This is a genomic window from Aidingimonas lacisalsi, assembly GCF_008079445.1.
Taxonomy (GTDB): Bacteria; Pseudomonadota; Gammaproteobacteria; order Pseudomonadales; family Halomonadaceae; genus Aidingimonas; species Aidingimonas lacisalsi.
In genome coordinates, this window is sequence record NZ_VRYH01000007.1 from 21,373 (window position 1) to 48,153 (window position 26,781).

At 58.2% G+C, this 26,781-nt stretch carries 29 protein-coding genes and 3 tRNA genes; 11 read left to right on the forward strand and 21 right to left on the reverse strand.

All coding sequences use genetic code 11. The features are described from left to right. The first annotated feature begins 202 nt into the window (after nt 1-202). Entirely contained in the window at nt 203-1,687 is a 1,485-nt protein-coding gene (gene trpE / locus FVV99_RS14670; protein ID WP_148254985.1) for an anthranilate synthase component I, read from the forward strand. 266 nt (nt 1,688-1,953) lie between these two features. Here trpE and FVV99_RS14675 read toward each other — a convergent pair whose 3' ends face one another. Further along, complete coding sequence (locus tag FVV99_RS14675; protein WP_148254848.1) at nt 1,954-2,172, reverse strand: hypothetical protein; 219 nt, start codon at nt 2,170-2,172, stop codon at nt 1,954-1,956. A 452-nt stretch (nt 2,173-2,624) separates the two neighbouring features. Between FVV99_RS14675 and FVV99_RS14680 the strand changes: the two genes are divergently transcribed. Together FVV99_RS14680 and FVV99_RS14685 are read left to right on the forward strand one after the other, a co-directional pair. Then, nucleotides 2,625-2,960, forward strand: a complete 336-nt coding sequence (locus tag FVV99_RS14680) for a zinc ribbon domain-containing protein (protein ID WP_148254849.1) — start codon at nt 2,625-2,627, stop codon at nt 2,958-2,960. 1 nt (nt 2,961) lies between these two features. Continuing rightward, nucleotides 2,962-3,297 (forward strand): hypothetical protein, encoded by a 336-nt coding sequence (locus tag FVV99_RS14685; protein WP_148254850.1) that lies wholly within the window; start codon nt 2,962-2,964, stop codon nt 3,295-3,297. 148 nt (nt 3,298-3,445) lie between these two features. Here FVV99_RS14685 and FVV99_RS14690 read toward each other — a convergent pair whose 3' ends face one another. The 4 genes from FVV99_RS14690 to FVV99_RS14705 all read right to left on the reverse strand — a co-directional run bounded on the left by FVV99_RS14690 (nt 3,446) and on the right by FVV99_RS14705 (nt 5,221). Further along, entirely contained in the window at nt 3,446-3,646 is a 201-nt protein-coding gene (locus FVV99_RS14690; RefSeq protein ID WP_148254851.1) for a hypothetical protein, read from the reverse strand. 103 nt (nt 3,647-3,749) lie between these two features. After that, complete coding sequence (locus FVV99_RS14695; RefSeq protein ID WP_148254852.1) at nt 3,750-3,971, reverse strand: DUF1654 domain-containing protein; 222 nt, start codon at nt 3,969-3,971, stop codon at nt 3,750-3,752. 623 nt (nt 3,972-4,594) lie between these two features. Next, a complete protein-coding gene (locus FVV99_RS14700) occupies nt 4,595-4,789 on the reverse strand; it encodes a hypothetical protein (protein ID WP_148254853.1) in 195 nt (64 codons plus the stop codon). A 90-nt stretch (nt 4,790-4,879) separates the two neighbouring features. Then, complete coding sequence (locus FVV99_RS14705) at nt 4,880-5,221, reverse strand: hypothetical protein (RefSeq protein WP_148254854.1); 342 nt, start codon at nt 5,219-5,221, stop codon at nt 4,880-4,882. A 356-nt stretch (nt 5,222-5,577) separates the two neighbouring features. Here FVV99_RS14705 and FVV99_RS14710 point away from each other — a divergent pair, with 356 nt between their 5' ends. Genes FVV99_RS14710 through trpC form a run of 3 tightly spaced genes read left to right on the forward strand, consistent with a single transcriptional unit; the run spans nt 5,578 to nt 8,034 of the window. Further along, the gene (locus FVV99_RS14710) at nt 5,578-6,171 is read left to right on the forward strand and encodes an anthranilate synthase component II (RefSeq protein ID WP_148254855.1); all 594 of its coding nucleotides are present in this window, start codon (nt 5,578-5,580) and stop codon (nt 6,169-6,171) included. Nucleotides 6,172-6,186: 15 nt separating this feature from the next. Then, nucleotides 6,187-7,206, forward strand: a complete 1,020-nt coding sequence (gene trpD / locus FVV99_RS14715; protein WP_148254856.1) for an anthranilate phosphoribosyltransferase — start codon at nt 6,187-6,189, stop codon at nt 7,204-7,206. An 18-nt stretch (nt 7,207-7,224) separates the two neighbouring features. Next, on the forward strand, nt 7,225-8,034 hold the full coding sequence (gene trpC / locus FVV99_RS14720) for an indole-3-glycerol phosphate synthase TrpC (protein WP_148254857.1): 810 nt from the start codon (nt 7,225-7,227) through the stop codon (nt 8,032-8,034). 12 nt (nt 8,035-8,046) lie between these two features. On the opposite strand, the gene FVV99_RS14725 is transcribed toward trpC, so the two are convergent. From FVV99_RS14725 to ydiJ, 5 genes are all read right to left on the reverse strand, one after another. Further along, on the reverse strand, nt 8,047-9,849 hold the full coding sequence (locus FVV99_RS14725) for a cation:proton antiporter (protein ID WP_148254858.1): 1,803 nt from the start codon (nt 9,847-9,849) through the stop codon (nt 8,047-8,049). 96 nt (nt 9,850-9,945) lie between these two features. Then, complete coding sequence (locus FVV99_RS14730) at nt 9,946-10,146, reverse strand: DUF2905 domain-containing protein (protein ID WP_148254859.1); 201 nt, start codon at nt 10,144-10,146, stop codon at nt 9,946-9,948. An 89-nt stretch (nt 10,147-10,235) separates the two neighbouring features. After that, nucleotides 10,236-10,874 (reverse strand): c-type cytochrome, encoded by a 639-nt coding sequence (locus tag FVV99_RS14735; RefSeq protein ID WP_161599010.1) that lies wholly within the window; start codon nt 10,872-10,874, stop codon nt 10,236-10,238. Between the two features lie 10 nt (nt 10,875-10,884). Beyond that, nucleotides 10,885-12,129: a PQQ-dependent sugar dehydrogenase gene (locus FVV99_RS14740; protein WP_148254861.1), complete on the reverse strand. Its 1,245-nt coding sequence runs from the start codon at nt 12,127-12,129 to the stop codon at nt 10,885-10,887. 170 nt (nt 12,130-12,299) lie between these two features. After that, entirely contained in the window at nt 12,300-15,434 is a 3,135-nt protein-coding gene (gene ydiJ / locus FVV99_RS14745) for a D-2-hydroxyglutarate dehydrogenase YdiJ (protein WP_148254862.1), read from the reverse strand. Between the two features lie 156 nt (nt 15,435-15,590). Between ydiJ and serS the strand changes: the two genes are divergently transcribed. Continuing rightward, on the forward strand, nt 15,591-16,868 hold the full coding sequence (gene serS, locus FVV99_RS14750) for a serine--tRNA ligase (protein WP_148254863.1): 1,278 nt from the start codon (nt 15,591-15,593) through the stop codon (nt 16,866-16,868). Between the two features lie 100 nt (nt 16,869-16,968). Here the strand turns inward: serS and groL are convergent, their stop codons facing one another. The 3 genes from groL to FVV99_RS14765 all read right to left on the reverse strand — a co-directional run bounded on the left by groL (nt 16,969) and on the right by FVV99_RS14765 (nt 19,704). Continuing rightward, nucleotides 16,969-18,615 carry a chaperonin GroEL gene (gene groL / locus FVV99_RS14755; protein ID WP_148254864.1) on the reverse strand — a complete coding sequence of 549 codons (1,647 nt, stop codon included), beginning with the start codon at nt 18,613-18,615 and terminating at the stop codon, nt 16,969-16,971. Nucleotides 18,616-18,711: 96 nt separating this feature from the next. Continuing rightward, complete coding sequence (locus FVV99_RS14760; protein ID WP_043526490.1) at nt 18,712-19,005, reverse strand: co-chaperone GroES; 294 nt, start codon at nt 19,003-19,005, stop codon at nt 18,712-18,714. 207 nt (nt 19,006-19,212) lie between these two features. Continuing rightward, on the reverse strand, nt 19,213-19,704 hold the full coding sequence (locus FVV99_RS14765) for an FxsA family protein (RefSeq protein WP_148254865.1): 492 nt from the start codon (nt 19,702-19,704) through the stop codon (nt 19,213-19,215). Between the two features lie 197 nt (nt 19,705-19,901). Here FVV99_RS14765 and FVV99_RS14770 point away from each other — a divergent pair, with 197 nt between their 5' ends. Next, entirely contained in the window at nt 19,902-20,663 is a 762-nt protein-coding gene (locus FVV99_RS14770) for an SDR family oxidoreductase (protein WP_148254866.1), read from the forward strand. Between the two features lie 50 nt (nt 20,664-20,713). On the opposite strand, the gene FVV99_RS14775 is transcribed toward FVV99_RS14770, so the two are convergent. Continuing rightward, on the reverse strand, nt 20,714-20,980 hold the full coding sequence (locus tag FVV99_RS14775; RefSeq protein WP_148254867.1) for a ComEA family DNA-binding protein: 267 nt from the start codon (nt 20,978-20,980) through the stop codon (nt 20,714-20,716). Nucleotides 20,981-21,237: 257 nt separating this feature from the next. On the opposite strand from FVV99_RS14775, the gene pyrF reads away from it, so the two are divergent. Next, a complete protein-coding gene (gene pyrF, locus FVV99_RS14780) occupies nt 21,238-21,939 on the forward strand; it encodes an orotidine-5'-phosphate decarboxylase (protein WP_148254868.1) in 702 nt (233 codons plus the stop codon). A 1-nt stretch (nt 21,940) separates the two neighbouring features. Here pyrF and lapB read toward each other — a convergent pair whose 3' ends face one another. The 3 genes from lapB to FVV99_RS14795 all read right to left on the reverse strand — a co-directional run bounded on the left by lapB (nt 21,941) and on the right by FVV99_RS14795 (nt 23,814). Beyond that, nucleotides 21,941-23,122, reverse strand: coding sequence for a lipopolysaccharide assembly protein LapB (gene lapB / locus FVV99_RS14785; protein ID WP_148254869.1), 1,182 nt, complete (start codon nt 23,120-23,122; stop codon nt 21,941-21,943). Beyond that, nucleotides 23,123-23,428, reverse strand: a complete 306-nt coding sequence (locus FVV99_RS14790) for a LapA family protein (protein WP_148254870.1) — start codon at nt 23,426-23,428, stop codon at nt 23,123-23,125. 89 nt (nt 23,429-23,517) lie between these two features. Further along, a complete protein-coding gene (locus FVV99_RS14795; protein ID WP_148254987.1) occupies nt 23,518-23,814 on the reverse strand; it encodes an integration host factor subunit beta in 297 nt (98 codons plus the stop codon). A gap of 225 nt (nt 23,815-24,039) precedes the next feature. On the opposite strand from FVV99_RS14795, the gene FVV99_RS14800 reads away from it, so the two are divergent. Both FVV99_RS14800 and FVV99_RS14805 read left to right on the forward strand, forming a co-directional pair. After that, complete coding sequence (locus FVV99_RS14800) at nt 24,040-24,333, forward strand: FAD assembly factor SdhE (RefSeq protein ID WP_148254871.1); 294 nt, start codon at nt 24,040-24,042, stop codon at nt 24,331-24,333. A gap of 31 nt (nt 24,334-24,364) precedes the next feature. Beyond that, complete coding sequence (locus FVV99_RS14805) at nt 24,365-24,709, forward strand: hypothetical protein (protein WP_148254872.1); 345 nt, start codon at nt 24,365-24,367, stop codon at nt 24,707-24,709. 57 nt (nt 24,710-24,766) lie between these two features. Here FVV99_RS14805 and nadB read toward each other — a convergent pair whose 3' ends face one another. From nadB to FVV99_RS14825, 4 genes are all read right to left on the reverse strand, one after another. Beyond that, a complete protein-coding gene (gene nadB, locus FVV99_RS14810) occupies nt 24,767-26,341 on the reverse strand; it encodes an L-aspartate oxidase (RefSeq protein WP_407921351.1) in 1,575 nt (524 codons plus the stop codon). A 52-nt stretch (nt 26,342-26,393) separates the two neighbouring features. Continuing rightward, nucleotides 26,394-26,483, reverse strand: a tRNA-Leu gene (locus tag FVV99_RS14815). A 67-nt stretch (nt 26,484-26,550) separates the two neighbouring features. Further along, nucleotides 26,551-26,624, reverse strand: a tRNA-Cys gene (locus tag FVV99_RS14820). Nucleotides 26,625-26,657: 33 nt separating this feature from the next. After that, nucleotides 26,658-26,732 (reverse strand) — tRNA-Gly (locus tag FVV99_RS14825). Nucleotides 26,733-26,781 lie beyond the last annotated feature (49 nt).

A 26,781-nucleotide genomic window follows, 5' to 3' on the forward strand; every position in this document is an offset into this window, starting at 1 on the left:
ACGTATCGTCAGCGTTGCAGTAGCGCTGATGCGTGACGTCAAACGCTGGCGATGGTGATAGATGTCTCGCCAATGAGCCGCGGTCGTGCTTAGAAGGCTGGCGTAACATGGCCGCCGCCAGTGCAGTTGGCAGTAAGATAGACAGCGCCTTGAGCCCGATCGCGAAAGATTGTGAATTGACTGTAAGGAATGCCCCGGCATGATGACTCCTGAACGCTTCGCCGAGTTGGCGCAAGCCGGTTATAACCGTATTCCGGTGATGCGCGACGTCCTCGCCGATCTGGACACCCCGCTTTCCACGTACCTGAAACTGGCCGATGCTCCTTGGACTTTCCTGCTCGAGTCCGTTCAGGGTGGGGAGAAATGGGGGCGTTACTCGATCATTGGTCTGCCATGTCGTGAACGGATCGAGGTGCGTGGGTTCGAGGTCCGCCATATCGTCGATGACCAACCGCAGACGACGGAAACGGTCGATGACCCTCTGGAGTTCATTGAACGTTTTCAGGCCCGTTTCAAGGTTCCCCGACTTGAGGACCAACCACGTTTCGACGGCGGTCTGGTCGGGTACTTCGGCTATGACACCATCCGCTATATCGAGCCGCGTCTGCGCGGTGTCGATAAACCCGATCCGCTCGGCGTACCGGACATCCTGCTGATGGTCTGCAATGACCTGGTGGTCTTCGATAATCTATCCGGTCGCTTGACCTTGTGGACGCATGCCGATCCGGCCGATACCGCGGCTTATGACAATGCTCGTGAGTGGTTGGAACGCCTGGAAGTCCAGTTGCGTAGCGCGACCCACAACACGGTTAGCCCGGGGACCGGTCGCTACGTCGCCGAAGAGGATTTTCATGCCAGCTTCTCCGAACAGGGCTACAAGGATGCCGTCGAACGGATCAAAGAGTATGTGCTGGCTGGCGATGTCATGCAGTGTGTACCGTCACAACGCATGTCGATTCCGTATCATGCCCCTCCGCTGGACCTGTATCGGGCGTTGCGAAGCCTGAACCCGTCGCCTTACATGTTTTTTCTCAATCTGGATGATCACCATGTCGTTGGTGCGTCGCCGGAAATTCTGACGCGGCTGGAGGATGGCGAGGTTACCGTTCGCCCGATCGCCGGGACCCGTATGCGCGGACAGACGCCAGAGGAAGATCGCGCCCTTGAAGCCGATTTGCTCAGCGATCCCAAGGAGCTTGCCGAGCATCTCATGTTGATCGATCTGGGGCGTAATGATGTCGGTCGAATCAGTGAAACCGGGTCGGTCAAGGTCACCGACCAGATGGTGGTGGAAAAGTACTCGCATGTCATGCATATCGTGTCCAACGTGACAGGGCGTCTAACCCCCGGCATGTCCGCCATGGATGTTCTGCGCGCGACGTTCCCGGCCGGCACCCTGTCCGGTGCGCCGAAGATTCGAGCCCTCGAGATCATCGATGAACTCGAGCCGGTCAAACGTGGTGTCTACTCCGGCGCGGTGGGTTATCTTTCCTGGCATGGCAACATGGATACGGCTATCGCCATTCGCACGGGCGTACTGAAAGACGGCGAGCTGCATATTCAGGCCGGTGGCGGCATCGTGGCCGATTCCGACCCTGACGCGGAATGGCAAGAGACACTCAATAAACGCCGTGCCCTGTTCCGCGCCGTGACCATGGCCGAACGAGGGCTGGACAACCTCGAGTGAACACACGGGTAGTCACTGTTCGATGGTGCTCTTCGTCCGCGCCGTGAAGCGGACGATAGTCGGAGATTTCTCATGTCCGTGCTGATGATCGATAACTAGGGTACCGCTATATAGCACTATGCATGGCTATATATGGTGAAGGGAGAGCTTCCGGGGTAGGACGTACGTGATCAGCGAGGTCAACTGCTACCTCCGCTGGTCTATCCCAGCCCACCCGACTCCCCATCAAGGCTCGGGGATCAGGCATACCGTGCCGGGGCGTGCTATCAACTTAGCTTTCGTGTGACCGTGCAGTGGCACACATCACCCTCAATACTATCAATGCGAACAACAACCGGGCGATCCTCAGCCGGGCCCTCGGTGAACAGAAGCCAGGTATTTGAATCGAATCCTCGCACGTATTCCTTGCCTACCTCAGGTTCCTCTACCTGATGCGTGCCAATCTGAGTGGTCATGCCAACCTCAAGACGGTTTATATCTTGCATGGACTTTTCCTGTACCAACGAAAATGGAATACCCGCTGCCATGGGACATGGCGCGCTGAGCGCTCCTATGACCCTCTCCTGGAACCCAGCCTGCTATGCCCAGCATAGCACCGCGCCCCGTGGGGCATATATAGGCAAACCGGACGCCAAACTATGCCATCCGATGGGGTAGGGCGGTACTCCCTGGGTTTGGTTCAGAGATCCCCGACTACTGATTTTGCAGCGGCACGAGAATAGTGGCCCAGGCAGGCGCAGGGGGCAAGCGGTGGTGTTGTGTTAACCGTACCAGGATAGAGTCGCTAGATGGCCCGAATCGGTGGGGCGGATGGATGTTCAGTCATATGTAAGAGATTTCTGACAATGCTAATGGGGGGGTATGGAGACAGCCAGTAGGGTTCGCTAATCTAGCTCATGCAACCTAAGAAGATTGAGCAAGGGAACAGGAGGGGGCTATGGCTCTAATCGCGTGCCCTGAATGCGAGCATCAGGTGAGCGACACGGCCTACCAATGTAGCCAGTGCGGGAAGCGACTCCGCAAGCTGAAGCGTAGTTTCTTCGGCAAGCTGTGTAAGTGGGCGTTCATTCTCTTCAACATATTGATGATCGTCTGGCTGTTTGGCTACTGGACGGAGCTAGGTTCCATGTCGGATCAGTCGATGAGTGATGCGGAACAGACTGGCGCCGCAATTGGTGGCACCCTGGGAACGGGGCTGATCATCACGACCTGGGCGCTTGGCGACATCATTCTTGGCCTCTTTGTGCTTTTCACTCGCCCCAAGGAGAAATGACATGATCAAAGCGTTGATTGCCGGTGCAGCACTCGTGAGCGTGTCTGGTGTCGTGTCGGCCCAGGACGTTCCGAAGTACGACGTGGAGAGTCATTGCCAGGAAGTGGCCGATATTGGCGGTGGCTCCAGCAATACGATGTATAACAGCTGCATCGACATGGAACAGTCAGCCTATGACGGTCTCAAGGGCGTATGGGAGTCGGTACCGGCATCCACTCGCGAACACTGCGATCAGGTGGCTAGTGTCGGCGGGGCAGGCAGTTACTCGTTGCTGGAATCCTGTGTCGACATGGAAACCTCGGCGGCGGAGAACAAGAGCGAGTTCAGTTTCGACTGATCCTGCTTCGGCTGATGGGCGCCCGGCTCGACTTAAATGTCGCCGGGCGCCCTTCGTCTCGCGCTCCGCGATCAACTCCTCGAGTAGATCTGTCCTCGCTTGGCATGCCTGGTCGAGAGGCCGCTTTCGAAGCTTGGTGATGACCAGCTCAGGAGTGAGGTTTTTCTAAGTCGATCAAACTGCCGATATACTCATCTTCGGTGATTTCGTCTATCCGCAAACCAGCCTTACGCCAGTCGCCCTCACCAACCATGGTCAGGTTGCCGTCGCTGATCACATCTCCCTCTGCGCAGATACCTTGCACTTCAGCCTTTGAAATTGCCCACTTATGATTGTCTAACTGTCTCACTTTTAACTCCATCCGGATGATCGGATTAAGGCTATTCAATACCTAAATTAGTCTGCCATTTGGCGCCCAGCAATTAGGAGGCCGCTTCCGCCTAGGGGCCGCCTCACACCTCCGTGTGCACCCAGCTGACCAGCCAGCCTTCATCGGTGCGCGTCACGCCCAAGTTCTCGTTTTTGTCGAGCTCGCTGATGATCTGATCCCAGGCGTCGACGTCGTCGCTGTCCTCCGGCTTCAGATGCACCTGTCGGCACTGCCTGCGGTTCGCTCCTTGTATGGCGATCTGGATGCGTTGAGCCAGTTGGTCGTAGCTGGATGGTTGGTCCATGGTTGCGCCTCTCGATAACTGTACGGATGAACAGTGATAGAGGCATGGACGCGGTGATGCAAGGTTGTGATGGCAGTCACAAGCGTACAGGGATATTCAACGGGGCTAGGCCGAGTCGTGAGACAGAGGCGAAAAAGTGAGACAGAAAGTAGGGCAGAGCCCTGAAGGGGAAGGAGTTTTGGCCGGGGTGTGGCTCTACCATTGAACCGTACCCGCGAGACCTATTTCACAGCCACAGCATCTCGCAATTCCTGCCCAGCTGATAAGTATTTCTCGCGATTTTCTGGGCTGCAGGTGGGCTGACTGTACTCGTCCATTGAGCGTGCTTTTTCCTGAGAGGCTAAGTATTTACGCGCCTTAGGGGCAATACGCTTCCTGTCACGGTGACGAAGACTGGCTTTCATCTGGACCAAGTCACCTTCTGACGGAGCGCCCCTCTCTGTTTCGGGAGAGTGGCTGGCGATTAGTTTCTCCAATCCTACACGGACATCGTGGGTGAGATGGTTATATTCGGTCCTGCGAGAGTTCGCTAGGGAGCTTGCCCATCCAATAAAGCCACCTGCCAGTGTGGTGGCAACTGGTAGCGCTGCTTCTGTCCATATAGACATTATTAAAAGTCCTAGTTATGGATTGGCACCCATCCATGTGGCCTTGTCGGTGCGGTCACAGCACAGGCAATGGAAAGCAACGTCAGTGGATCCGTCTAAGCCCCGCCTGCGATTAAACTTGCTGAGGTGGTGTTCATCGCGGGCGGTTTCTGAGGCACCGCAAGGGCAGGTGATGGTGATCTCGTCAGGATTTTCAACAATGTTGAACATGGTGGTTTCTCCCGGTTCGTCTCTCTCGATAATGCCGTAAAACCTCGCCGGCACGCCAGTAACCGCGTGGAACTGTGCCAGCCTCTACGCTCAGGATTCTTTCGCCTCTGTGTCGGCCTGTGCAAAGGCTAATAATCGCTTTTGGGTATCATGATCTAGAGATAGTATCGCTTCCACTAGCTCGAATTCCTCTTTGCTGATTTTCAGCAGCCACTCGTTGTTTCGATCAAACCACCCCTCAGGCAAGCCTGCTGTCTGCTCGTATCGCCTGATCATAGGCGGATCGGGGGAATCAGTATCCTTATCAGCCCTAGTGTATTCGGAAATTTTGCTTTGCCCTCTTGGCTCCCCTAGCTTATAAGCAACGTTATGTTGAGTACCCTCTAGCCCAACTATGATCTGCATATTCCGAGCGGTCGTCGTGTTGCGCATGATTTCACCTTGGTTCCCTGAGCGTTCCCCCCCCATATCGTGGAAGGATAGGAGAGCCTTGACCACAACTCTAACCCCAGCGCTATAAAAGGATTGCCAATTGACACTCATAGTCGGACAGCGGCATCATTCCCTTATGATCAAATCAAATTCCGCACATATTTCCGGTCAGTGGTGGCGCTTCTAAGGCGAGGCGGCACGCGTATGTCTGTACAATGCCGCCGTCAGGGCGGCATTTTTGTGCCTGAGAGGATCCTGCACGGCTGGCGCAAGTACATTGATCAATCTGGGTAAGATCCTGGGTAAAGATGACAGAGAACTTTCAAAAGATTCAGCTATAACAGGTAGATAACGTCATGTCCGTGCTGATGATCGATAACTATGACAGTTTCACCTATAACCTGGTGCAGTATCTGGGAGAACTAGGGGCCAAGGTGGAAACGCACCGTAACGATACGATCACGATCGAGGCGATCGAGGCCATGGCCCCGAGCCATATCGTGATTTCTCCTGGCCCTTGCACACCTAACGAGGCAGGCATATCGATGGACGTGGTTCGCCACTTCGCCGGCCGGATACCGATTCTCGGGGTTTGCCTGGGGCACCAGGCGATCGGTCAGGTCTACGGTGGCGATGTCGTGCGTGCGCCACAGGTCATGCACGGCAAAACCTCTCGAGTGCACCATCGCGGTCAAGGGGTATTCCAGGGCCTGCAGGACCCTTTGGAAGTCACCCGGTATCACTCGCTTGTGGTTGCTGCCGAACATTTGCCAGAGTGTCTTGAAGTCACCGCTTGGGTCGATGAAGACGACGTTACCCCCGGCCTGATCATGGGGTTTCGTCACAGGACACTGGATATCGAAGGCGTGCAGTTCCACCCGGAGTCGATACTCACTCGCCAGGGCCATGAGCTACTGGCCAATTTCCTGCAACGCCGCGCCGCCCGCTAGACAAGGAGAACCAGCATGCAGATGAGCGATGCGATCGACGCGGTGATGCGCCGCCAGAACTTGAGTTTCGATGAGACTCATGCCGTCATGCATACGATCATGACCGGCGAAGCGACCGATGCGCAGATTGGCGGTTTCCTGATCGGCCTGTCCATGAAGGGGGAAACGGCGGAAGAGATCAGCGCTGCGGCTCAGGTCATGCGCGAGCTGATGACGCCGGTGACGGTGCATTCCGATAATATCGTCGATATCGTCGGCACCGGCGGCGATGGTGCCAACCTGTTCAATGTGTCGTCGGCCGCCAGTTTCGGGGCGGGTGCGCGGGGGGCCCCCGGGGGGCACCATGAGGACCTCAGTGTGGCATCGTCATCCGGGAGTGCGGATTTATTCTCGGTCGCGGGTATCAGTCTGGAACTCGATGCCGAGCAGGTTGCGCGGTGTATCGATCAGGTCGGCGTCGGCTTCATGTTCGCCCCCATGCATCATCAGGCGATGCGACATGCTGTCGGGCCGCGTCGTGAGATGGGAGTGCGGACGCTGTTCAACATCCTCGGTCCGTTGACGAATCCCGCCAGCGCACCCAACCAGTTGCTGGGGGTGTACCACGCCGATTTGGTACCGGTGATGGCGGACGTTCTCAAACGGCTTGGCAGCAACCACGTGTTGGTGGTGAATGCCGAGGACGGGCTCGATGAAATCTCTCTGGCGGCGCCGACGCGGGTGGCGGAGCTCAAGGACGGTGACATCCGTGAGTATCGTATCGCTCCCGAGGATTTCGGGATCGAGAGACAGGCTCTGGAACCGCTTAAAGTCGTGACGGCGGAGGACAGCCTGCGTTTGGTTCGGGAGGCCCTGGCCGGCGTAGGGCCGGCCGCTGACATCGTTGCTCTGAATGCGGGGGCGGCATTGTATGCAGCCGGCATTGCGGATGATATCGCCGAGGGTGTGACGATGGCAGAGGACGCTCAGGCTTCCGGGTTACCGCAAGAAAAAATGAAGGAACTCGCCGATTTTACCCGTATTTATGCGCAATAATCGTCACAGGATGGTGTCATGACATCTCAACCGTCGGTATTACCCACGATTCTTGCTCGGATCCTCGCTCGTAAACGGGAGGAAATTGCCGAGCGTCGCCGGGCCGTCAGTGATACTGACCTGCTGTCGCTGGCTGAGCGGCAGAGTATGCCACGGGGATTCATCCAATCGCTGCGTAAGCGTATCGCAGCGGGGGACCCGGCGGTTATTGCCGAGATCAAGAAGGCGTCGCCTTCCAAGGGCGTAATACGTGAGTCGTTCGATCCGGCGGCCATTGCCCGCTCCTATCGCGCGGGCGGAGCCGCATGTCTGTCGGTGTTGACTGATGCCGATTTCTTCCAGGGCCATGAAGATGATCTGACGATGGCTCGAGAGGCTTGCGACCTGCCCGTCATTCGCAAGGATTTTCTGATCGACGGCTATCAGGTGAACGAGGCGCGTGCCATTGGCGCGGACTGTATTCTGCTGATCGTTGCCGCTCTGGATGATGCCCAGCTTCAGGATCTGCACCAGCAGGCCGAATCGCTGGGGATGGATGTACTGGTGGAAGTCCATGACCGGCATGAGCTGGAACGAGCGATGCGACTCGAGCTTTCCTTGATCGGCATCAACAATCGCGATCTGCATACGTTCGAGACTCGACTGGAGACGACGTTCGATATGCTGACGGTGATTCCTGCCGGGATCACCGTCGTGACCGAATCGGGTATTCATCAGCGAGATGACGTCGCCTGCATGCGCCAACAAGGCGTTCATGGCTTTCTGGTCGGCGAAGCCTTCATGCGTCAGGAGGTGCCGGGGGAAGCGCTGCGCCAACTCTTTTTCTAGCGTCTCGCCGAGTCACCGAGCCGGTGAATCGGCAAAGATCAGACTGACTAGCGTATCGCCGCGCTTCGGCGTCAAGCCGGCCTCGGCCGTCGCGAGACGCACGCGGCCCGATTGACCGATGCACAGCAGGGGCAACCAGCGATCGCCATGACGACGGCGCTGCTCCTCGAAGCGGCTACCTTCGGCAATTGGCGCGCGACGCATTTCGCCGCCTTCGGCAACCAACCTCGATAGCTTGGCAAAGGTCACGTTGCGCCCGAACAGCAACGGCACATGATCCAGCGCCTGGCCATGGGGACGTCCTGCTCGTCGACCTTCATCCACCGCCAGTCGGAACACTCGGTCGCGCCCCAACAGGTGTTCGAAATGGAGAGCCGCCAAGTCGTTGAGTTCCCGGTATGGAGACAGCGGTAACAAATAACCGATACTGCTGAGCTCCAGGTGCTGGGCGGCATGTTCCGATAGCGGATCGCCATAATACGTGGAGAGCCCTGCTTGCTGGGCGAGCTGGATGGCATCCCAGTTACTGTCGGCGAGTACGACGCTGACGCCGGCGTCCTTGAGTTGAATGCCGACCTCGCGAGCGACCTGGTTGGCACCGATGATCAGTACGCCACTGGGGGATGGGCGCTGTACACCGAGCCAGCGGGCCAGTGGCCGTGACAACAGGCTCTGACTGACTACGGTGCTGATGATCACGAGGAAGGTGATCGGCACCAGCATCTCGGCGCCGGCAACGCCCGCTTCCTGTAGGCGGAGCGCGAATAGCGAGGCTACTGCCGCAGCGACGATACCCCGTGGTGATATAAAGGCCAGCAGGGCTTTCTCACGCAGTTCGAGGCCACTGCCCAGGGTGCATAGCCAGACCGTCAATGGCCGCGCTATACCCACCAGAATGGCGAGGAAGGCCCAGGCTGGCCAGTCCAGCAATGCCAGTTGATCGACGGTGAGCCTGGCAGCCAGCAGGATGAAAAGTCCTGAAATCAGCAATACCGACAGGGTTTCCTTGAATTCGATGATCGGGCGTGTCGGCACGCCGCGCATGTTGGCTAGCCATACCCCCATTACCGTGACGGTCAATAGCCCCGACTCATGGAATAGCCGGTTGGAGAGCGTGAATAGCGTCAGCATCAACATCAGTGTGCCGAAGCTATGCAACTGACGGGGTAGCCAATGGCGTCGTAGCACCAGTCCCCAGCAATAGCCGCCGGCGATACCCAACCCGAAACCAATCAATGCTGTCTTGGCGAAGAGCAGTAATGTCTGGGTCGCGGCTTCGCTGCCGCCTGATCCCAGTGCCACGAATTCGTAGACCAGTACCGCGCCGATGGCCCCCATCGGATCGATGAGAATGCCTTCCCAGCGCAGGATCTGGGTCAGGTGTTCCCGGGCGCGCAGGGTCTGCAGCATGGGCAGAATGACGGTGGGGCCGGTGACTACCAGCAGGGCTCCCAGAACGCTGGCCATTTCCCAGGTGAGTGCCAGCAGATAGTGAGCAGCCAGTGTTGCGGTCGCTCCGGTAATCAGGGCGCCCCATGTCACCAGCCGACGAACTGTCCGGCCATGACCACCTAGTTCGCGGAAGTTCAGGGTCAGACTGCCTTCGAACAGGATCACGGCCACGGCCAGCGATACCAGAGGAAACAGCAGGTCGCCGAAAAGAGCATCAGGGTCGAGCAGCCCCATGACGGGGCCCACAGCAATACCGGCGACCAAGAGTGTCAGGATCGCCGGTAACTTGAGTTGCCAAGCCAGCCATTGGCATATCAAAGCCAGCAGGCCGATTGCCGCCAGGTTGAAACCCGCATGCTCCATCGCTTACGCGCTCCATCTGATGAAAGGGGCGCGCAGCCTAGCGTTGCCGGACGAAACTTGCAATCCATCGAGTCGATGAAGTTCGTGTATGTCGTGCTAGCGGTGGAACAACCAGAGGAGCAGTGACAGCGCGACGCTGACCAGTATCATGGTGGTGATCGGAAAGTAGAAGGCGACATTGTCTCGTTTGATGACGATGTCACCGGGTAAGTGCCCGAGGGGAAGCTTGCTCAACCAGGGCCATAGCAACCCAATGGCGATGATCGCCAGACCCAGAATGACTAACGTGCGGGACATGGCACTATGTCGACTCTGTATGACCTTGATGGCAATGACTATGAAAGCGCCGACCTGAACTCGTCAAGCCGACGCGATTGCGCGTCGCGTCACTGTGACGTGGACTGCGATTCGTAGTGAGCGAGGAAGTGGGCCAGTGCTTCGATCTCCTCGTTAGACACATCACGCAGGATATCGATCATTGTGGTATCCGGGCCGCCGCGGTTGCGTTCACGGTAATCCTTCATGGCCTTGATCAGGTAGTCCTCGCGTTGTCCGGCCAGGCGAGGCATCTGCTCATTACCGGAAAAATCCGATCGGTGACAGGAAGCGCAACGCATCTCCCTGGCCAATGTCTTGCCTTGCTCGTAACGCCGTGAGTCAAGGTCCGACAGGTCGGGAGCCGGTGACACTGGCTGTTTCGCATAATAGGCGGCCAGCGCCTCGATTTCCGCGTCACTCAACCCTTGGGCCTGTGGCGTCATGACATCGTTGTTGCGTAGCGTTTCACGGAAATAAATCATCTGGTTGGTGATGGTCAAGGCCGGTTGGCCGGCTAGCGAAGGGATCTCCGGTGTCGTGGAGTTGCCATTCTCGCCATGACAGTCGGCACACACTTCGACCTGTTCCTCCAGAGGAAGGCCGGCAGCCGGTGCCTGGCCATTCGCTGCCGGTACGAAGCCGAGGACGGTCAGCGCCAGAAGCGCTGACCTCCCTAGATGCCATCCTTGCTTGCCGAATTGCATCATCGTCAATCCCTTAGTAGTCAGGCGCTTCGTAGGTGATGCGATACACGGCGCCGTTCTGATCATCCGATACCAGCAAGGAGCCATCGGGAAGTTCCTGAACATCCGTCGGACGACCGCTGAACTCGTTGGTACGCGGATCGAGGAACCCATCCATGAACGTCGAGGTCGAGGCAGAGTCGCCGTCGTCGGAGATCATGGCCACCTTGACGTCGAAACCGCTGTTCATGGTGCGATTCCAGGAGCCGTGTCGGGCTATGAACATGGCGTTGCGATACTCGTCGGGGAACATGTCGCCTTGGTAGAAGCGCATGCCCAGTGGGGCCGTGTGCGGTCCCATCAAGGCGGCAGGGTAAGTAATGTCGTCACATGCCCCTTCGCTTCCCCGTTCGGGATCGACAAAACCATTGGCGTGGCACGCCGGGAAGCCGAAATGCTCGCCACTCTCGCTGATCCGGTTGAGTTCATCGCTGGGGATATGCTGGCTGATCCAGTCCTGGTTGTTATCGGTGAACCAGAGCTCCCCGGTTTCGGGATGGAAGTCGAAGCCGACGGTATTGCGTACCCCCCGCGCCTCGATGCGCATATCCGTGCCATCTGGCTCATAACTGCGGATAGTGGCATGGACATCGGCATCCACGTCACAGCCGTTGCAAGGGGCGCCTACCGGTACATACAGCCGGTCATCCGGACCAAAGGCGAGGAACTTCCAGCCATGGTGTTCGTCGTCGGGCAGGTCGAATTCATCGGTCAACTCAACAGGTTCAGGAACATTGCCATCCGCAAGATGGGATTCGATATCGTCGTAACGGTAGACCTCATTGATAGCGGCGACATAGAGGCTACCATCCTTGAAAGCGACACCATTGGGTTGAGTCAGGCCGTTGGCAACCGTCATGGTTTCGCGTTCGTCGCCATTGTCCATGACAGCATAGACACGACCGATGGAACGGGTGCCTAGAAACAGCGTGCCTTCATCGCCGAGGGCCATCATGCGAGCGCCGGGCATGCCATGTGCCCAGACCTCGGCATTGAATCCATCCGGTAGACGAATGTGGTCGAGAGGCAACTCCTCTTTAGGCGTTTGCGTCATCTTGCCGGCGTGGGGTGCCATGGGAGCGTCCTGCAAGGAGTCCGGACGACCCTGGGCCCATGCCGGTTCATCATCCTGTGCGAGGGCTTGCGTGGTGATGCCCAGGGTCGCCAAGCCGCCTATGGCCAACAGCATGGGAGCTAACGTCGAGCGTGCTAATTTCATGGCCGATATCCTTTCTTGTTCGTTGCGCTCTGCCCGAAGAAGGCGTGTGCAGGCCGATCTTTCGGGCGAACACGGTGAGTACCATGGATAGGGACCGTTGCTTGACGTGCGAACGGCATTGGTCCCCTACACAGTGTAGTCGGCTTGTCGTTGCTTGCAGGCTGATGGATCTATGGTGCATTCCCGCGTTGCTTCATGCAGGTCAGCAGCGCTTGCAACGGGTGAGGGAGTGCCCGCTCCGAAAGACGCCTAGCCTGGCTGCGGCACGAATAACCGGTGGCCAACAGGCGTCCTTCAAGCGCGTCATCCTCGACGATGGATTGCCATGATTGACCGTAAATGGTCTTTGAGGTCTGCAGGTTTCTGGCTTCGTGACCATAAGTGCCTGACATGCCGCAGCAGCCGCTGGACACCAGTTCCAGATCGAGGCCAAAGGCAGCGAAGAGCTGTTGCCAGGCCTTGGGGCTGCCTGGAGCAGTGGTCTTCTCGGTGCAGTGAGACAGTAGCTTGAACCCCGGATCATGCAGTGTCGGCGCGTCGGGAGCGAGGTGGTGTGCCTGGGCAACCAGCCATTCCTGAAGCATCAATACCTCGGGTACTGCCTCGCTGCCGAGTGCCTTGGCGTACTCCTGACGATAGGTGAGCGTCATGGCGGGGTCGATCCCGACCAGCGGAACATCGAACTCTGCCAACGTGCGTAGTCGTTGAGTCTGTTTTTCCGCGGCACGCTCGAAGGCGCCCAGGAAGCCTTGCACGTTAAGCGGTTTGCCATTAGGACGAAAAGGCGCTATGAACACACGGATATCCAGTCGTGACAGCAATTCGACGATATCCATTACCACCTGCGACTCGAAGTAGCTGGTGAACGCATCCTGAACGAGCACGACACTGCGTGCCTTCTGGGCATCGGTCAGTAGCCCCAGCGAGGTGGGTGTCGCTTCGGCCACGCCCCAGGCATCGAGCTGCTTGCGGAGACGAGCGCGTGAGAGCTTGGGACTGTCGACCATGCCGATGGGGCCGGCAAGAAACCGATCCACCCAGCGAGTGTCAAGCAGGCCATTGTAGATCGGGGCCATTGGTGCCAGGTACGGCACGATGAACTCGAGTCCACCGATCAGATAGTCACGGAGCGGCCGCAAGTACCGTCCATGGTAGACTTCGAGAAACTGCGAGCGAAATTCCGGCACATTGACTTTGACGGGGCATTGACCGGCGCAGGATTTGCACGCCAGACAACCGGCCATGGCGTCATAGACTTCATGGGAGAAATCTTCCTTGCCTCGACGCTTGCCTAGCGTGTTGACCAGTCGGAGAGGGAAGTCCCTGATGAATCCCCAGGCACCCTCGGTTTTTTTCTTGCGTGACTCCTCGACCACATCGATGTGTTCATGCCCTTGTAGCCTCAGCCACTCGCGCATCAGGCTGGCGCGACCTTTAGGCGACTGGACACGGTCCCGGGTGGCCTTCCAGGACGGACACATGGCGTCATCGGGATCATAGTTGTAGCAGGCACCATTGCCGTTGCAATAGACTGCGCTGTCATGCGCCTGCCAGACGCGTTCATCGATTTGTCGGTCGGACTGCCCGCGAGTCGGTACGCCATCGATGGTCAACAGTTCCGGGTCGACCCACTTGATCGTGGCTTCCGCGGTCGTTTCGTCGCGATTGGCAGAGGGGGATGCCTGTGGGGTGGCGATCTTGCCGGGGTTGAGCTGATTGTATGGGTCGAATGCTGCCTTGACGCGTTGCAGGCTGGGATAGAGCTCGCCGAAAAAGGCGGGTGCGTATTCCGAGCGCACTCCCTTGCCGTGTTCGCCCCACAACAAACCATGGTAGCGACGCGTCAGTGCCGCGACCTCATCGGAAAGTTCGCGAATCAAGGCTTCCTGCTCGGGATCCTTCATGTCGATGGCGGGGCGTACGTGCAGCACGCCAGCGTCGACATGGCCGAACATGCCATAGGACAGCTCATGGGCATCGAGCAACGCCCGGAACTCGGCGATATACGCTGCCAACGATTCAGGCGGTACGGCGGTATCCTCGATGAATGGGATAGGGCGCTTTTCCCCCTGTGCATTGCCGAGCAGACCGACGGCGCGCTTGCGCATGGCGTAGACACGTCCAATGGCGTCGCGTCCTTCGGCCAGTGTATAGCCCAGACGCGTGACCGTCGTATCGTGTTCGATATGGGCGGTGAATGCTGCGACTCGTGAGGCTAGTCGCTCAGGATCGTCGTCGTTGAATTCGACGAGATTGATCCCGAGGGTGGTGTCGTTGCCATCGTTGTCGGGAAAGAACTCGGCAACGCTGTCCCAGACGAAATCCTGCATGGCCAGCAGCAACACCTGGTCATCGACCGTTTCGATGGAGGTAGGACGGGCGTCGCTGGCCATCAACGCCTTGGCATCTCGCAGGGCATCCATGAAGCTGGCATAACGAACATTGACCAGCGTCGAATGCTTGGGTATCGGTAAGACATTCAGTGTGGCCTCGCCGAGCAAGCCGAGAGAGCCTTCCGAACCGCACAACAGGCTGTTGAGATCGAGCTGTCCGTCTGGCGTGCGTAAGTGCGCCAAGTCGTAACCGGTTAGGCAGCGATTGAGATCGGGGAAGGTCGCCTGGATCAGATCGGCCTGGTGGTCAGCGATATCCTGTGCCGTGCGATAAACGGCCCCGATGGGCTCATCGCGATGACACAATGTCTCGAGTTGCGCATCATCGACGGGACAACTCGTCAGTCGGTACCCCCCCAGTAACACGCAGTCGAGTTCCAGTACATGGTCGCGGGTCTTGCCGTATTCGCAACTGCCCTGGCCGCTGGCATCGGTGGAGATCATGCCGCCGATGGTGGCTCGGTTTGACGTCGACAGTTCCGGGGCGAAAAAGAGGCCGTATGGCTTGAGTTCTGCGTTGAGTTGATCCTTGACCACACCGGCTTGAACGCGAACACGGTGATTCTCGGCATCGATATCGAGGATCCGGTTCATGTACCTGGAGACATCGACGACCAGGCCGTCAGTCAGCGATTGGCCATTGGTACCGGTACCACCGCCACGCGGAGCCATGACGATGTGGCGGTATGCCGTTTGACCGGCCAGCTGCGCGATACGCTCGAGATCGGCCATATCGCGTGGGTACAGTACGGCCTGTGGCAGGCGCTGGTAGATGGAATTATCTGTCGCCAGCACCGTTCGGTTGCCGTAATCCGGCGCAATATCGCCGGTGAAGCCATCAGTCTTCAGGGCGTCGAGAAATGTCAGGTAATCGGTGTCAAGGCGTTCACTGGGTTCCAGTCGTGCGATCATGGAGTTTTCATGTGTTGTAAATGGAATCTACTTTACCCGACCCTGGTTCACTTGGCACGGCCCGGCGATGGGACATGGTGAAAGACTCTCGGGTTCCTTACAATAGTGGGCCAATTTCACGACTCATCATCTGCTGACTGTAACGGACGGAAATCCATGCTCGATCCGAAACTGCTGCGTGGCGACCTGGAGTGGGTCGCCGAACAACTGGCCAAACGAGGCGTGACGCTGGATCTCGAGCGCATCGAAACGCTCGAATCGCGTCGCCGAGAGCTTCAGACGCGTACCGAACAACTTCAGAACGAGCGCAATACGCGTTCCAAGGCGATCGGCAAGGCCAAGGCGGCAGGCGAAGACATTCAGCCGTTGCTGGACGAGGTCAGCGATCTGGGTGAACGGCTGGACACCGCCAAGCAGCAATTGGCGGAGATTCAGGCCGAGTGGGAAGACTGGGCCGCCGGATTGCCCAACCTGCCGCACGAGAGTGTACCAGTGGGTGATGACGAGTCGGATAACGTCGAACTGCATCGATGGGGAGCACCGGGCGCGTTGTCTTTCGAGGCCAAGGACCATGTCGATCTCGGCGCCAAACGGGGGTATCTCGATTTCGACATGGCGGCCAAGTTGACCGGGTCTCGATTTGCCGTGATGCGTGGGCCCATCGCTCGCCTGCATCGCGCCCTGGCACAGTTCATGCTGGACAAGCAGACGCTCGAGCATGGCTACGAAGAGTGTTATGTCCCCTATATGGTCAATACCGAGTCGTTGACGGGGACCGGTCAGTTACCCAAGTTCGGTGAAGACCTGTTCCAACTGGAAGATCAGCCGGATTACTATCTGATTCCCACGGCGGAAGTCCCGCTGACCAACTTTGCCCGAGACACGATCGTCGAGTACCGGTCTCTGCCCATGAAACTGACGGCCCACACGCCCTGTTTCCGTAGCGAGGCGGGGTCGCATGGACGCGACACGCGCGGGATGATTCGTCAGCACCAGTTCGACAAGGTCGAAATGGTGCAACTCGTCGATCCGGAGACGAGCTACGATGCACTGGAAGAAATGCGAGGGCATGCCGAGGCCATTCTGCAGGCACTCGAGCTACCGTACCGGGTCGTGACCCTGTGTACTGGCGACATGGGCTTCGGAGCGACCAAGACCTATGATCTTGAGGTATGGCTACCGAGCCAGGAAACCTATCGCGAGATCTCCTCCATTTCCAATTGCGAGGATTTCCAGGCACGCCGTATGCAAGCCCGTTTTCGACGTCCGGATGCCAAGAAACCGCAGCTTCTGCATACTCTCAATGGCTCCGGCCTGGCGGTGGGGCGTTGTCTGCTGGCAGTGTTGGAAAACAATCAGCAGGCCGACGGTTCGGTCGTCATTCCCGAGGCGTTACGTCCCTATATGGGGGGGATCGAAACAATCAATGAATGAGTGTGGCTAGCGCACGCAATTGCACTCATCAAAAGAAAGCCCCGCCGGCTGACGCCGACGGGGCTTCGTTTTTCAGGCGATTCCTGAAAGGCCAGGGGGCTTACATCATGCCGCCCATGCCTCCCATTCCGCCCATGTCCGGAGCGCCGCCACCGGCAGCTTCCTTCTCGTCCGGATCTTCGGCGATCATGCACTCGGTGGTGATCATGAGGCCAGCCACGGAACCTGCGGCCTGCAGGGCACTGCGCGTGACCTTGGCCGGGTCGATGACACCCATCTCGAAGAGATCGCCGTACTCGCCGGTCTGAGCGTTGTAACCGAAGTTACCTTCGCCGTCCTTGACGCGGTTGATGACCACAGAGGACTCTTCACCGGCGTTGTCGACGATCAGACGCAGCGGTGCTTCCATGGCACGCAGAGCGATAGCGATGCCGTGCGTCTGGTCTTCGTTGTCGCCCTTGAGACCGGTGACCTTGCTCACCACACGGACCAGAGCAGTACCGCCACCGGGCACGACGCCTTCCTCGACCGCAGCGCGAGTGGAGTGCAAGGCGTCTTCGACGCGCGCCTTCTTCTCCTTCATTTCGACTTCAGTCGCGGCACCGACACGGATGACGGCAACACCGCCAGCCAGCTTGGCAACACGCTCCTGAAGCTTCTCGCGGTCATAATCCGAGGAGGTTTCCTCGATCTGGGTGCGGATCTGTGCAACACGTGCTTCGATGTCGGCCTCGGCACCGGCACCATCGATGACAGTCGTATTTTCCTTGGACATGGTGATGCGCTTGGCATTACCGAGGTGATCTAGGGTCGCCTGCTCGAGGGTCAGACCGACTTCCTCGGAGATCACGGTGGCATTGGTCAGGATCGCGATGTCCTGGAGCATGGCCTTGCGACGGTCGCCGAAGCCGGGTGCCTTGGCGGCCGCGACCTTGACGATGCCACGCATGGTGTTGACCACCAGTGTCGCCAGCGCTTCACCTTCAATGTCTTCCGCGATGATCGCGAGCGGCTTGCCTGCCTTGGCAACGGCTTCCAGGGTCGGCAGCAGTTCGCGGATGTTGGAGATCTTCTTGTCGACCAGCAGGATGTACGGGTCTTCCAGTTCGACCTGCATGGTGTCCTGGTTGGTCACGAAGTAGGGTGACAGGTAGCCACGATCGAACTGCATGCCTTCGACGACTTCCAGTTCGTCTTCCAGGCCGCGGCCTTCATCGACAGTGATGACGCCTTCCTTGCCAACTTTCTGCATGGCATCGGCGATGATTTCACCAATGTTGGCATCGCCGTTGGCAGAGATGGTGCCTACTTGAGCAATCGACTTCGGCTCGGTGCAAGGCACGGAGAGCTCACGGATCTGCTCGACCGAGGCGGTCACTGCCTTGTCGATACCGCGCTTGAGATCCATGGGGTTCATGCCGGCGGTGACACCTTTCATGCCTTCGGCGATGATCGCCTGCGCCAGTACGGTTGCCGTCGTGGTGCCGTCACCCGCGTCGTCGGAAGTGCGAGAAGCGACTTCCTTGACCATCTGGGCGCCCATGTTCTCGAACCGGTCCTTGAGTTCGATTTCCTTGGCTACGGACACGCCATCCTTGGTGACGGTCGGTGCACCAAACGATTTTTCCAGCACGACGTTGCGGCCTTTCGGGCCGAGAGTGGCCTTGACCGCGTTGGCGAGGAGGTCGACGCCGCGAACCATGCGCTTGCGGGCATCATCGGAGAACTTGACTTGTTTCGCTGTCATTTTCGCTTCTTCCTAGCGCAGTTGTTTAACGAAATGTCTGTAGAACGTGGAGGCGAGGGTGCTAGACCTCTCTCCTCGATTGAACTTCCGCTACTCTCAGCCTTCTACGACGGCGAGAATGTCGGATTCGCTCATGATCAGGACTTCTTCGCCGTCGATCTTCTGTTTTTCGACGCCGAAGCCTTCCTTGAAGATCACGGTGTCGCCGACTTTGACGTCCAGTGGGCGAACTTCGCCGTTATCGAGAATCCGGCCGTTACCGACGGCGAGGACTTCGCCACGTGTCGGCTTTTCCTGGGCATTGCCCGGGAGCACGATGCCGCCTGCGGTTTTTTGCTCTTCCTCGACGCGACGGACGACGACGCGATCGTGCAAGGGACGGATATTCATTGCTCTCGTTCTCCTAATGAGTTGATTTGTCATGACATAAGCCACAACGGGGCCATACGATTTCCAGAAGTTCTGCTTCCGGAAAGAAGGCATGCGCCTTCCTTGTCAATGGCCGGTCAGCTTGGCTGATCGGCCGAAGCACGTTGCTAGCCCATGTGTGGGGGCTGGCAGCAATCTTTCAAGGCCTGACCTTAAAAAAATTGCTTATTAACGTCTCTCATCGTGATCGATGAACTCGCCTTCAAGCGGTTCGTCACGGTCGCTGGGTTTCGCACCCCACTGAGTGCTGCCGAAATCGGCGCGATGGTTATCGTCCGTGTTCATGTTGGTACGAAAGGCGAAACCTTTGACTCGAATGTTGGCACGCGTCAGCCATTTGCCCAGCAGACGCCGCGATGTCGGGATCAGGCACATGAAGCCCAGGGTATCGGACAGGAACCCCGGGGCCATCAATAGTGCGCCGCCAAAGATGAGTGCCGCACCGGTGAGTAGCTCATCCGACGGCAGTTCGCCGTTGGCGAAACGGTGTTGTGCCCGTGTCAGTGTGGCCACCCCTTCACGACGAACCAGGTGCAGGCCAATGAAGCCGGTCGCCAGTACCAGGGCGAGCGTGGTCAATAGACCGATTTCACTGCCGACAGCAAACAAGATGACGAAATCGAGCAGTGCAAAGAGGGTGAAGAACAGCAGTATGGGCATAGAAACTCCACAGTGGTGGCTTGCTGAATAGATGGTGGTGGAATGCATGATTTCAAGCCGAATCATATCGGTGAGTCTTTCGTATGGATATGCCATGCGCTCTTTAGTGGTGTGTGCGATTGAGTGCAGGCATGCTATGTTTGATGTGTTGCAGTGCACAACAAACAATGCCGTACGACAGGTGTGGAGGGAATGAGATGCAAGTGGAGAATGAAGTGATAGCCATTACCGGGAGCGCCCGTGGGTTAGGCTATGCCATGGCGCGTGTGTTGGGGCGCCGTGGCGCCCGACTGGCGTTACTCGACAGAGAGCGCGAGGCTTTGGATCAAGCTGTCAATGCCTTGCTTGACGAGGGCATCGAGGCGAGATCATTCGTGGCCGATGTCGCCGAGGAGTCTTCAGTGGAGCAGGCGTTCAGTGATATCTGTCGCGAACTGGGGCCGGTGTCGGGACTGGTCAACAATGCCGGTGTCACTCGTGATGGGCTGCTCGTTAAAGCGGCGAATGGTAGCGTCGAGAAGAAAATGTCGTTGTCTCACTGGCAACAGGTGATCGATGTCAACCTGACCGGCACGTTCCTATGCACGCGTGAAGCTGCCAGTCAGATGATCGAGTCGGGAAAGCCGGGTGTCATCGTGAATATATCGAGTATCTCCCGAGCGGGAAATATCGGACAAAGCAACTATGCAGCATCCAAAGCAGGTGTGGCTGCCTTGACGGTGACCTGGGCCAAGGAACTGGCGCGGTATGGCATACGGGTCGGTGCTGTGGCTCCTGGCTTCATCGAGACCGAGATGACGGCGGCAATGCGTGCCGACATACTGGAAAAGCTGACACACGGCATTCCTTTGGGGGCGCTCGGACAACCCGATGACATTGCGCAGAGCGTGGCCTTCATCTTCGACAATGATTACTTCACCGGCCGGGTTCTCGAGTGTGACGGTGGATTGCGGCTTTGATGCGCCGAGCCAAGGCTGGACTCGGCACATGCTGACGACTGAGGGGAGAGTCAGAATTCGACTTGGTCACGTAGTGCTTCGACCGTCGTCTCGCCGATACCTGAGACACGACTGATGTCGTCAGCACCACTGAAGTCGCCATTCTTTTCCCGGTCTTCCACGATGGCTTCGGCCTTGACGGTACCGATGCCGGGTAGCTCGGCCAGCGTCGCCGCATCGGCGGTGTTGACGTTGACCGAAGCCGCGTCCTGTGCGAATACCGTTGATGTCATGCCGAGTACCAGGGCGAGAGTCAAGGCAGTGAGTGCGGTTTTCATAGGATCCTTCCTCTATTCATGCATTATGTTGCCGCCGTATGCGCATGCTTGGCAGCGTGAGTGACGATATCCGAGCGGGATATCGTCCTCTTACTCGAGAGGGAAATACCAATCATTTAGATAAGATATTTCTACATAAGCATGTAGGATATTGACGCCAGTTTGGCGAGGTTATCGCTTACGCAGAGAGTCATGGGATAACGCCGGCCACGACGGCTGGTACAATAAAGCCGCCATACACCGCCGGAGAGGTTGCCATGTCGTTATCATCGCCCCTGATCATTGCTCTCGATTACCCGTCGCTTCATGCGGCGCTCTGCATGGCAGATCAACTGGATCCGACTCGCTGTCGTGTCAAGGTGGGAAAGGAGTTGTTCACTCGCAGTGGTCCATCCGTGCTTGAAGCTCTACATGGCAGAGGTTTTGACGTCTTCCTGGATCTCAAGTTTCACGACATCCCGAATACCGTTGCGGGCGCGGTTCAGGCGGCAGCCGAGCAGGGGGTGTGGATGGTCAATGTGCATGCCTCGGGGGGGCGTCGTATGATGGAGACGGCACGCGAGCGACTGGAGCGAGACAATCTCGAGACGTACCTGATCGCGGTGACGGTCCTCACCAGCATGGATGCGGATGAGTTGAGAGCAGTGGGAGTTGATGCAACACCCGTCGAACAGGTGGAACGCCTGGCTCGATTGACTCGGGACAGCGGTCTTCATGGCGTCGTGTGTTCGGCGCAAGAAGCCTCGCGGCTACGTTCCGTGTGCGGCGATGACTTCCTCAAGGTGACACCGGGAATTCGTCCGTCATTTGCGGCTCGGGGAGATCAGCGACGCATCGAGACGCCGAGCGATGCCATCGCCGCTGGCAGTTCGCATCTGGTCGTTGGGCGCCCGGTCACACAGGCTGAGGATCCCATGGCGGCACTGACGGCCATCGAGGCAGAACTTGAGGGGCATTGAATCACTCACCTTCGATGCCCGTTACCGGCCGCGTCATACCCCAGCTACGACAGCGGGGACATTGCCAGTGAAGTTGTGCACCGGAGAAACCGCAGCGAGAACACCGATACCGGGGAGTGGCTTCGATGAGAGTCTGGGTATGGCGCTTCAGCAAATCGATGCGTTCGCGCTCCCGGCCATCGAGGTCGGAGCGATACAGGCCCAGCAAGTAATCGATGCCGCGTAGGCTAGGGGTGTATGACAACTGATCGCGAATGAAGTCTTCGGCAGCCTCGTCGCCTTTGCGACGCTGTAATGTCTCTGCCAGCAGAATCACTGCCGTGGTATACGATCCTCGCTCGATGACTTGTCGTAGTGCGTTCTCGAGGCCATTGGTGTCTTCCAGCAAGTGATAGGCATCACGCAAGGGCTCGAGAATGATGGAGGTGAAGTCGCTGTCTTGTTCGGGAATGCGCTTCAAGAAGCGAATTTCCGCTTTGTACTGGCCGGTGTCGTGTTCGAGTTTGGCGAGCAGCCAGTTGGCCCTCACGCAGCGCTCATCGATGGAAAGTGCCTGGCGAAGCCGCTTGCGTGCCAACGAAGGGCTCGCCGATCGCATATTCTGTTGCGCCAGCTCGCATAACCAGTGGGCGGCCGCGCGTCTAATATCGTCGTCCTGACGGATCAGTGCCGGTTGGGCGACGTCCAGGGCGGCTTGCCATTCTCGTTCGCGCTCGTACAGGTCGACCAGCAACCGCTTGCCGGAATGGCGCAGCACGTCATCCGAGGTTTCACGGACCAGGCTCTGCAGTAAGCGTTCAGCACGATCCATCAGACCAAGATGAAGGAAATCGCGTGACAGCTCGAGCTGGACTGTCTGGCTTTGCATGCTCGTCAGAGTGGGGCGAGCCAGTAGATTCTGGTGGACCTTGACGGCACGGTCGGCTTCGCCACGGGACCGAAACAGATTGCCCAGAGCGATATGGGTCTCGATCGTGTCGCTGTTGACCTCGAGAGCCGCCACGAAGGTTTCTATCGCCCGGTCGGGTTGCTCGTTGAGCAGATAGTTGAGGCCCACGAAATAGTCGCGCGACAGCGATGACTGCTGTGCCGAAGACGCGCGACGCTTTCTGTCCCGGCGGCCGAGCCACCAACCGATGGCGACCGCTGCCAACAACAGGGCCAGCAGCAGAAGGTCGGGCATCTAGGGCAGTTCCTTGAGCTCCTGAATACGCAGCCTGTCGATCTCCTTGCGTTGCTGCTGATTATGGCGCTGTGCGCGAGTCAGCAACGTACGCAGGCGAAGATAGACCCCGCTCATCGCCACCATGCCCAGCAGCACACCGCAAGCCAGTGATGCCAACAGCCAGACGGACAATGAAGCGGCGGGCAACTCGACCCAGATGAGATTGAGCGGTACGGCTTCGCGGTTGTTGACGGCGAAGAGAATACCGATCAGTAATACCGCCACTAGAATGACCGCGAGAATCACACCTTTGAGCCAACGCATGATGGTTTCCTTTATCGATCTCCTCGAAACGAGTGACGTCGGCCGACGGTTGGGTACCCATATGGGGCCGCGATGTCGACGCTTGCCACTCAGTATCCCAGTGCCCGACTGGCATTCACCTGTTCACGCAGCTCTTTGCCCGGCTTGAAGTGGGGTACGAACTTGCCGTTCAATTCGACCGGTTCGCCGGTTTTCGGGTTGCGTCCGGTTCTGGGTTCCCGGTAATGCAGTGAAAAACTTCCGAAGCCTCGAATTTCCACCCGGCCTCCGTCGGCCAGAGCATCGGTGATGTCCTCCAGGACGATTTTGACGGCGGCTTCGACTTCCTTGATCGACAGTTCGGGCTGCCGCATTGCGATCTGCTCAATCAACTCGGACTTGGTCATCGGCTTTCTCCATGCAGTCATGCCGGCCGGGATCGTGAACATCCCGACGTCATTGTTTTTATCACAGCAAATCGTTTCGCTCTCAGCATACTGTGCAAATCGAGATAAAACAACGGACTAGAACGATGGATGATAATCTTGGCGGTATCAAGAACGGCGCTGGTGCGGCCGGGGTTCCCATCGGTATACTAGAAGGTCTATTCAGCCAGGTATAGCGAGGTCTCTGTGAGTGAGTCGACGACAGGCGAGGATATCGAACGGAAAAGGCTCTATTGGCACGCTCGTCGTGGTATGTGGGAGCTGGATCTGCTCTTGATCCCGTTTCTGGAACACCGGTATGACGGGTTGTCCGCGTCCGATCAGCAGGTGTTCCGCGACCTGATCAAGGAAGAAGACCAGAACCTGTTCGCCTGGTTGATGCGACGCCAATGGCCTGAGGACGACGCGCGACGTCGTGTCGTCAAGATGATTGTCGAGTATGCCGAAACGACCGATAACGATCAGTATCGTACCCTCTAGGTTGGCATGGTGGGTTCAACTGGGGATGGCCATGTTGCCGGTAATCATCTCGTTCGCTGTCGGCCCCTTCTGGTATGCGGTACTGGCGTCATTGTTCATGGTGCCGCTCATTGGCTGGGTCAAACATCGACAAACTGGCTGGCAGCTGCAGTGGCGACCGGAGGGTGTGGCCGGCGGTGGATGGCACCAGCGTCTCGATAACGACTCTCTCTGGCACCCTGCGCATGTCGAGTGCCACTACCTGGGGCCCTGGATGATGGGCATCAAAATCGACGGGCGCCTGCGATGGTTGTGGCCGGATAGTGCCACGGCAGCGGAGTTGCGAACATTGCGTCGCCACTGGGTCATGGCATCGTCCCAACGGTCTCCCGTCTAGCCGATCCTCGTTCGCACAGAGGCTGTTCCGCCTTTCCGTACAGTCGGGTGCAGTGAGTCACACTCTCTGTCGAGAAGGGTGGGGGGGCTCCGTTGCGTGTGCCGAGCAGTCAAGGTTGAAATGCAGTCCCCGTGACTCGCGACGCTCGCGTGCCGCAGCCACGACCAGAGTGGCCAAGCGTGCGGCTTGATCCAGCCGACTCAGTGCGATATCCGGGGCGTGACGGGCACGTAATTCATGACTTTCCTGGCTGAGCGCGGCAAGTTGGGCCGAGGCTCGATGCAGTCCCTCGTCGTGGCGAACGATGCCGACATATTGGCTCATGATCGTACGCAGACGTTCCATCATTGCCGCGATTCTGTCAGGCGCGAGCCGAGTGGTGTGTGCAGGCGGTATGACAATGGGAGAGACGTCAGTACCGGGTCGCGGTCTCGATGCCGCTCGTTTCAAGCGGTCGGCAGCGGCGTGAGCAAATACCAGGCACTCGAGCAGGGAATTGCTGGCCATCCGGTTGGCTCCGTGTAGTCCGGTATACGCGACCTCTCCAATCGCATAAAGGTGGGGAACGTCGGTGGCGCCTGTCAGGTCGGAAGCAATGCCGCCGCAACTGTAGTGTGCGGCCGGGACGACCGGGATGGGGCTGTCGGTGATATCCAGGCCCCGGCCGATACAGTGACCATATATCGTGGGAAATTGCCTCATTACCTGGTCCGCGGGGAGATGCGTCATATCCAGCCAGACATGGTCGCTGTGGCTACGATGCATTTCCGTATCGATGGCTCGGGCAACGATATCCCGTGGCGCTAACTCGGCACGCGGATCGATGCTCGGCATGAACCGGTGCCCATCGAGCGTACGCAGATAGCCACCTTCACCGCGAAGCGCTTCACTGATGAGAAAAGGAGGGCCATCGGGATCGTAGAGACACGTCGGATGAAATTGTTGGAACTCCAGATTGCGTAATTCACAGCCTAGCTCGGCTGCCATCATCATGCCCTCACCGCAGGCAGGATGCGGGCTCGTCGTATGCCGGTAAAGGCCACTGGCGCCGCCGGTGGCGAGCACTGTATCGCCGGCACGCAGTTCATGGAGCCGTCCAGCGCGATCCAGGCAGCGGGCACCCAGGCAGCCAGTGCCATCGCCAAGCAGGTCGATGACCATGAAATCGTCATGAAGAGTGATGCCGGGATGTCGCTTGACGTGATGCAGCAGCGTTTCGATCAGGGCACGTCCGGTAGCATCGGCTGCATGGATGACGCGTCTGGCGCCATGACCGCCCTCGCGGGTCAGGTGATAGGGGTAGTGCGACCGAGGGTCGGGATCGGGAGTGAAGGGCATGCCTAGCTGAATCAGCCAATCGATGGCTTGCCGACCGTGCTCGACGGTAAAGCGCACTGCCCCGACATCACAGAGTCCGTCACCCGCGTCGAGTGTATCCTGAATGTGTGCTTCGATATCATCATCCGGCGATAGCACAGCGGCGATCCCGCCCTGTGCCCAGCGACTGGCGCCGTGATCGTCGCTGGCTGGTCGCAACAGCGTGACGGGGCGAGTATCGGCAAGCTCTAGCGCCAGTGCCAGGCCAGCAACGCCGCCGCCGACAATCAATAGCGAAGCGGGCGTCCGCATCATCGGGCAAGGCCTCGGCAACGTGTCAACGAGTGGGATCGTACGATATGGATCATGGTGCCCGGAGCCGGACTTGAACCGGCACGGAGGGTCAACCTCCGAGGGATTTTAAGTCCCTTGCGTCTACCAATTTCGCCATCCGGGCCGTCGCCAATTTCGCCATGTCGGCGGTATCGCCAATCGGGGGAAATCGCTTGGGAAGGAATCCAAGATGGAGGCTGGAGTCGGAATCGAACCGGCGTACACGGAGTTGCAGTCCGCTGCATAACCACTCTGCCATCCAGCCTCGTTGAGCCAATGCATTCAAAATGGCATTGAATGGAGCGGGAAACGAGATTCGAACTCGCGACCCTCGCCTTGGCAAGGCGATGCTCTACCACTGAGCTATTCCCGCTGACTCGACCGCGCATTATACGTGTACGGGCTTTGCTGTCAATGTCTTG

Excerpts from the sequence above, each read along its gene's own strand:
- FVV99_RS14795 (WP_148254987.1), bottom strand. The coding sequence starts at position 23,814 with ATGACCAAGTCCGAGTTGATTGAGCAGATCGCAATGCGGCAGCCCGAA.
- FVV99_RS14705 (WP_148254854.1), bottom strand. The coding sequence starts at position 5,221 with ATGCGCAACACGACGACCGCTCGGAATATGCAGATCATAGTTGGGCTA.
- trpE (WP_148254985.1), top strand. The coding sequence starts at position 203 with ATGACTCCTGAACGCTTCGCCGAGTTGGCGCAAGCCGGTTATAACCGT.
- lapB (WP_148254869.1), bottom strand. The coding sequence starts at position 23,122 with ATGCCCGACCTTCTGCTGCTGGCCCTGTTGTTGGCAGCGGTCGCCATC.
- FVV99_RS14710 (WP_148254855.1), top strand. The coding sequence starts at position 5,578 with ATGTCCGTGCTGATGATCGATAACTATGACAGTTTCACCTATAACCTG.
- FVV99_RS14735 (WP_161599010.1), bottom strand. The coding sequence starts at position 10,874 with ATGATGCAATTCGGCAAGCAAGGATGGCATCTAGGGAGGTCAGCGCTT.
- trpD (WP_148254856.1), top strand. The coding sequence starts at position 6,187 with ATGCAGATGAGCGATGCGATCGACGCGGTGATGCGCCGCCAGAACTTG.
- FVV99_RS14790 (WP_148254870.1), bottom strand. The coding sequence starts at position 23,428 with ATGCGTTGGCTCAAAGGTGTGATTCTCGCGGTCATTCTAGTGGCGGTA.
- serS (WP_148254863.1), top strand. The coding sequence starts at position 15,591 with ATGCTCGATCCGAAACTGCTGCGTGGCGACCTGGAGTGGGTCGCCGAA.
- FVV99_RS14725 (WP_148254858.1), bottom strand. The coding sequence starts at position 9,849 with ATGGAGCATGCGGGTTTCAACCTGGCGGCAATCGGCCTGCTGGCTTTG.
- groL (WP_148254864.1), bottom strand. The coding sequence starts at position 18,615 with ATGACAGCGAAACAAGTCAAGTTCTCCGATGATGCCCGCAAGCGCATG.
- FVV99_RS14805 (WP_148254872.1), top strand. The coding sequence starts at position 24,365 with ATGTTGCCGGTAATCATCTCGTTCGCTGTCGGCCCCTTCTGGTATGCG.
- FVV99_RS14765 (WP_148254865.1), bottom strand. The coding sequence starts at position 19,704 with ATGCCCATACTGCTGTTCTTCACCCTCTTTGCACTGCTCGATTTCGTC.
- FVV99_RS14680 (WP_148254849.1), top strand. The coding sequence starts at position 2,625 with ATGGCTCTAATCGCGTGCCCTGAATGCGAGCATCAGGTGAGCGACACG.
- pyrF (WP_148254868.1), top strand. The coding sequence starts at position 21,238 with ATGTCGTTATCATCGCCCCTGATCATTGCTCTCGATTACCCGTCGCTT.
- nadB (WP_407921351.1), bottom strand. The coding sequence starts at position 26,341 with ATGATGCGGACGCCCGCTTCGCTATTGATTGTCGGCGGCGGCGTTGCT.
- FVV99_RS14760 (WP_043526490.1), bottom strand. The coding sequence starts at position 19,005 with ATGAATATCCGTCCCTTGCACGATCGCGTCGTCGTCCGTCGCGTCGAG.
- FVV99_RS14740 (WP_148254861.1), bottom strand. The coding sequence starts at position 12,129 with ATGAAATTAGCACGCTCGACGTTAGCTCCCATGCTGTTGGCCATAGGC.
- FVV99_RS14700 (WP_148254853.1), bottom strand. The coding sequence starts at position 4,789 with ATGTTCAACATTGTTGAAAATCCTGACGAGATCACCATCACCTGCCCT.
- FVV99_RS14675 (WP_148254848.1), bottom strand. The coding sequence starts at position 2,172 with ATGCAAGATATAAACCGTCTTGAGGTTGGCATGACCACTCAGATTGGC.
- ydiJ (WP_148254862.1), bottom strand. The coding sequence starts at position 15,434 with ATGATCGCACGACTGGAACCCAGTGAACGCCTTGACACCGATTACCTG.
- FVV99_RS14685 (WP_148254850.1), top strand. The coding sequence starts at position 2,962 with ATGATCAAAGCGTTGATTGCCGGTGCAGCACTCGTGAGCGTGTCTGGT.
- FVV99_RS14775 (WP_148254867.1), bottom strand. The coding sequence starts at position 20,980 with ATGAAAACCGCACTCACTGCCTTGACTCTCGCCCTGGTACTCGGCATG.
- trpC (WP_148254857.1), top strand. The coding sequence starts at position 7,225 with ATGACATCTCAACCGTCGGTATTACCCACGATTCTTGCTCGGATCCTC.
- FVV99_RS14770 (WP_148254866.1), top strand. The coding sequence starts at position 19,902 with ATGCAAGTGGAGAATGAAGTGATAGCCATTACCGGGAGCGCCCGTGGG.
- FVV99_RS14695 (WP_148254852.1), bottom strand. The coding sequence starts at position 3,971 with ATGGACCAACCATCCAGCTACGACCAACTGGCTCAACGCATCCAGATC.
- FVV99_RS14730 (WP_148254859.1), bottom strand. The coding sequence starts at position 10,146 with ATGTCCCGCACGTTAGTCATTCTGGGTCTGGCGATCATCGCCATTGGG.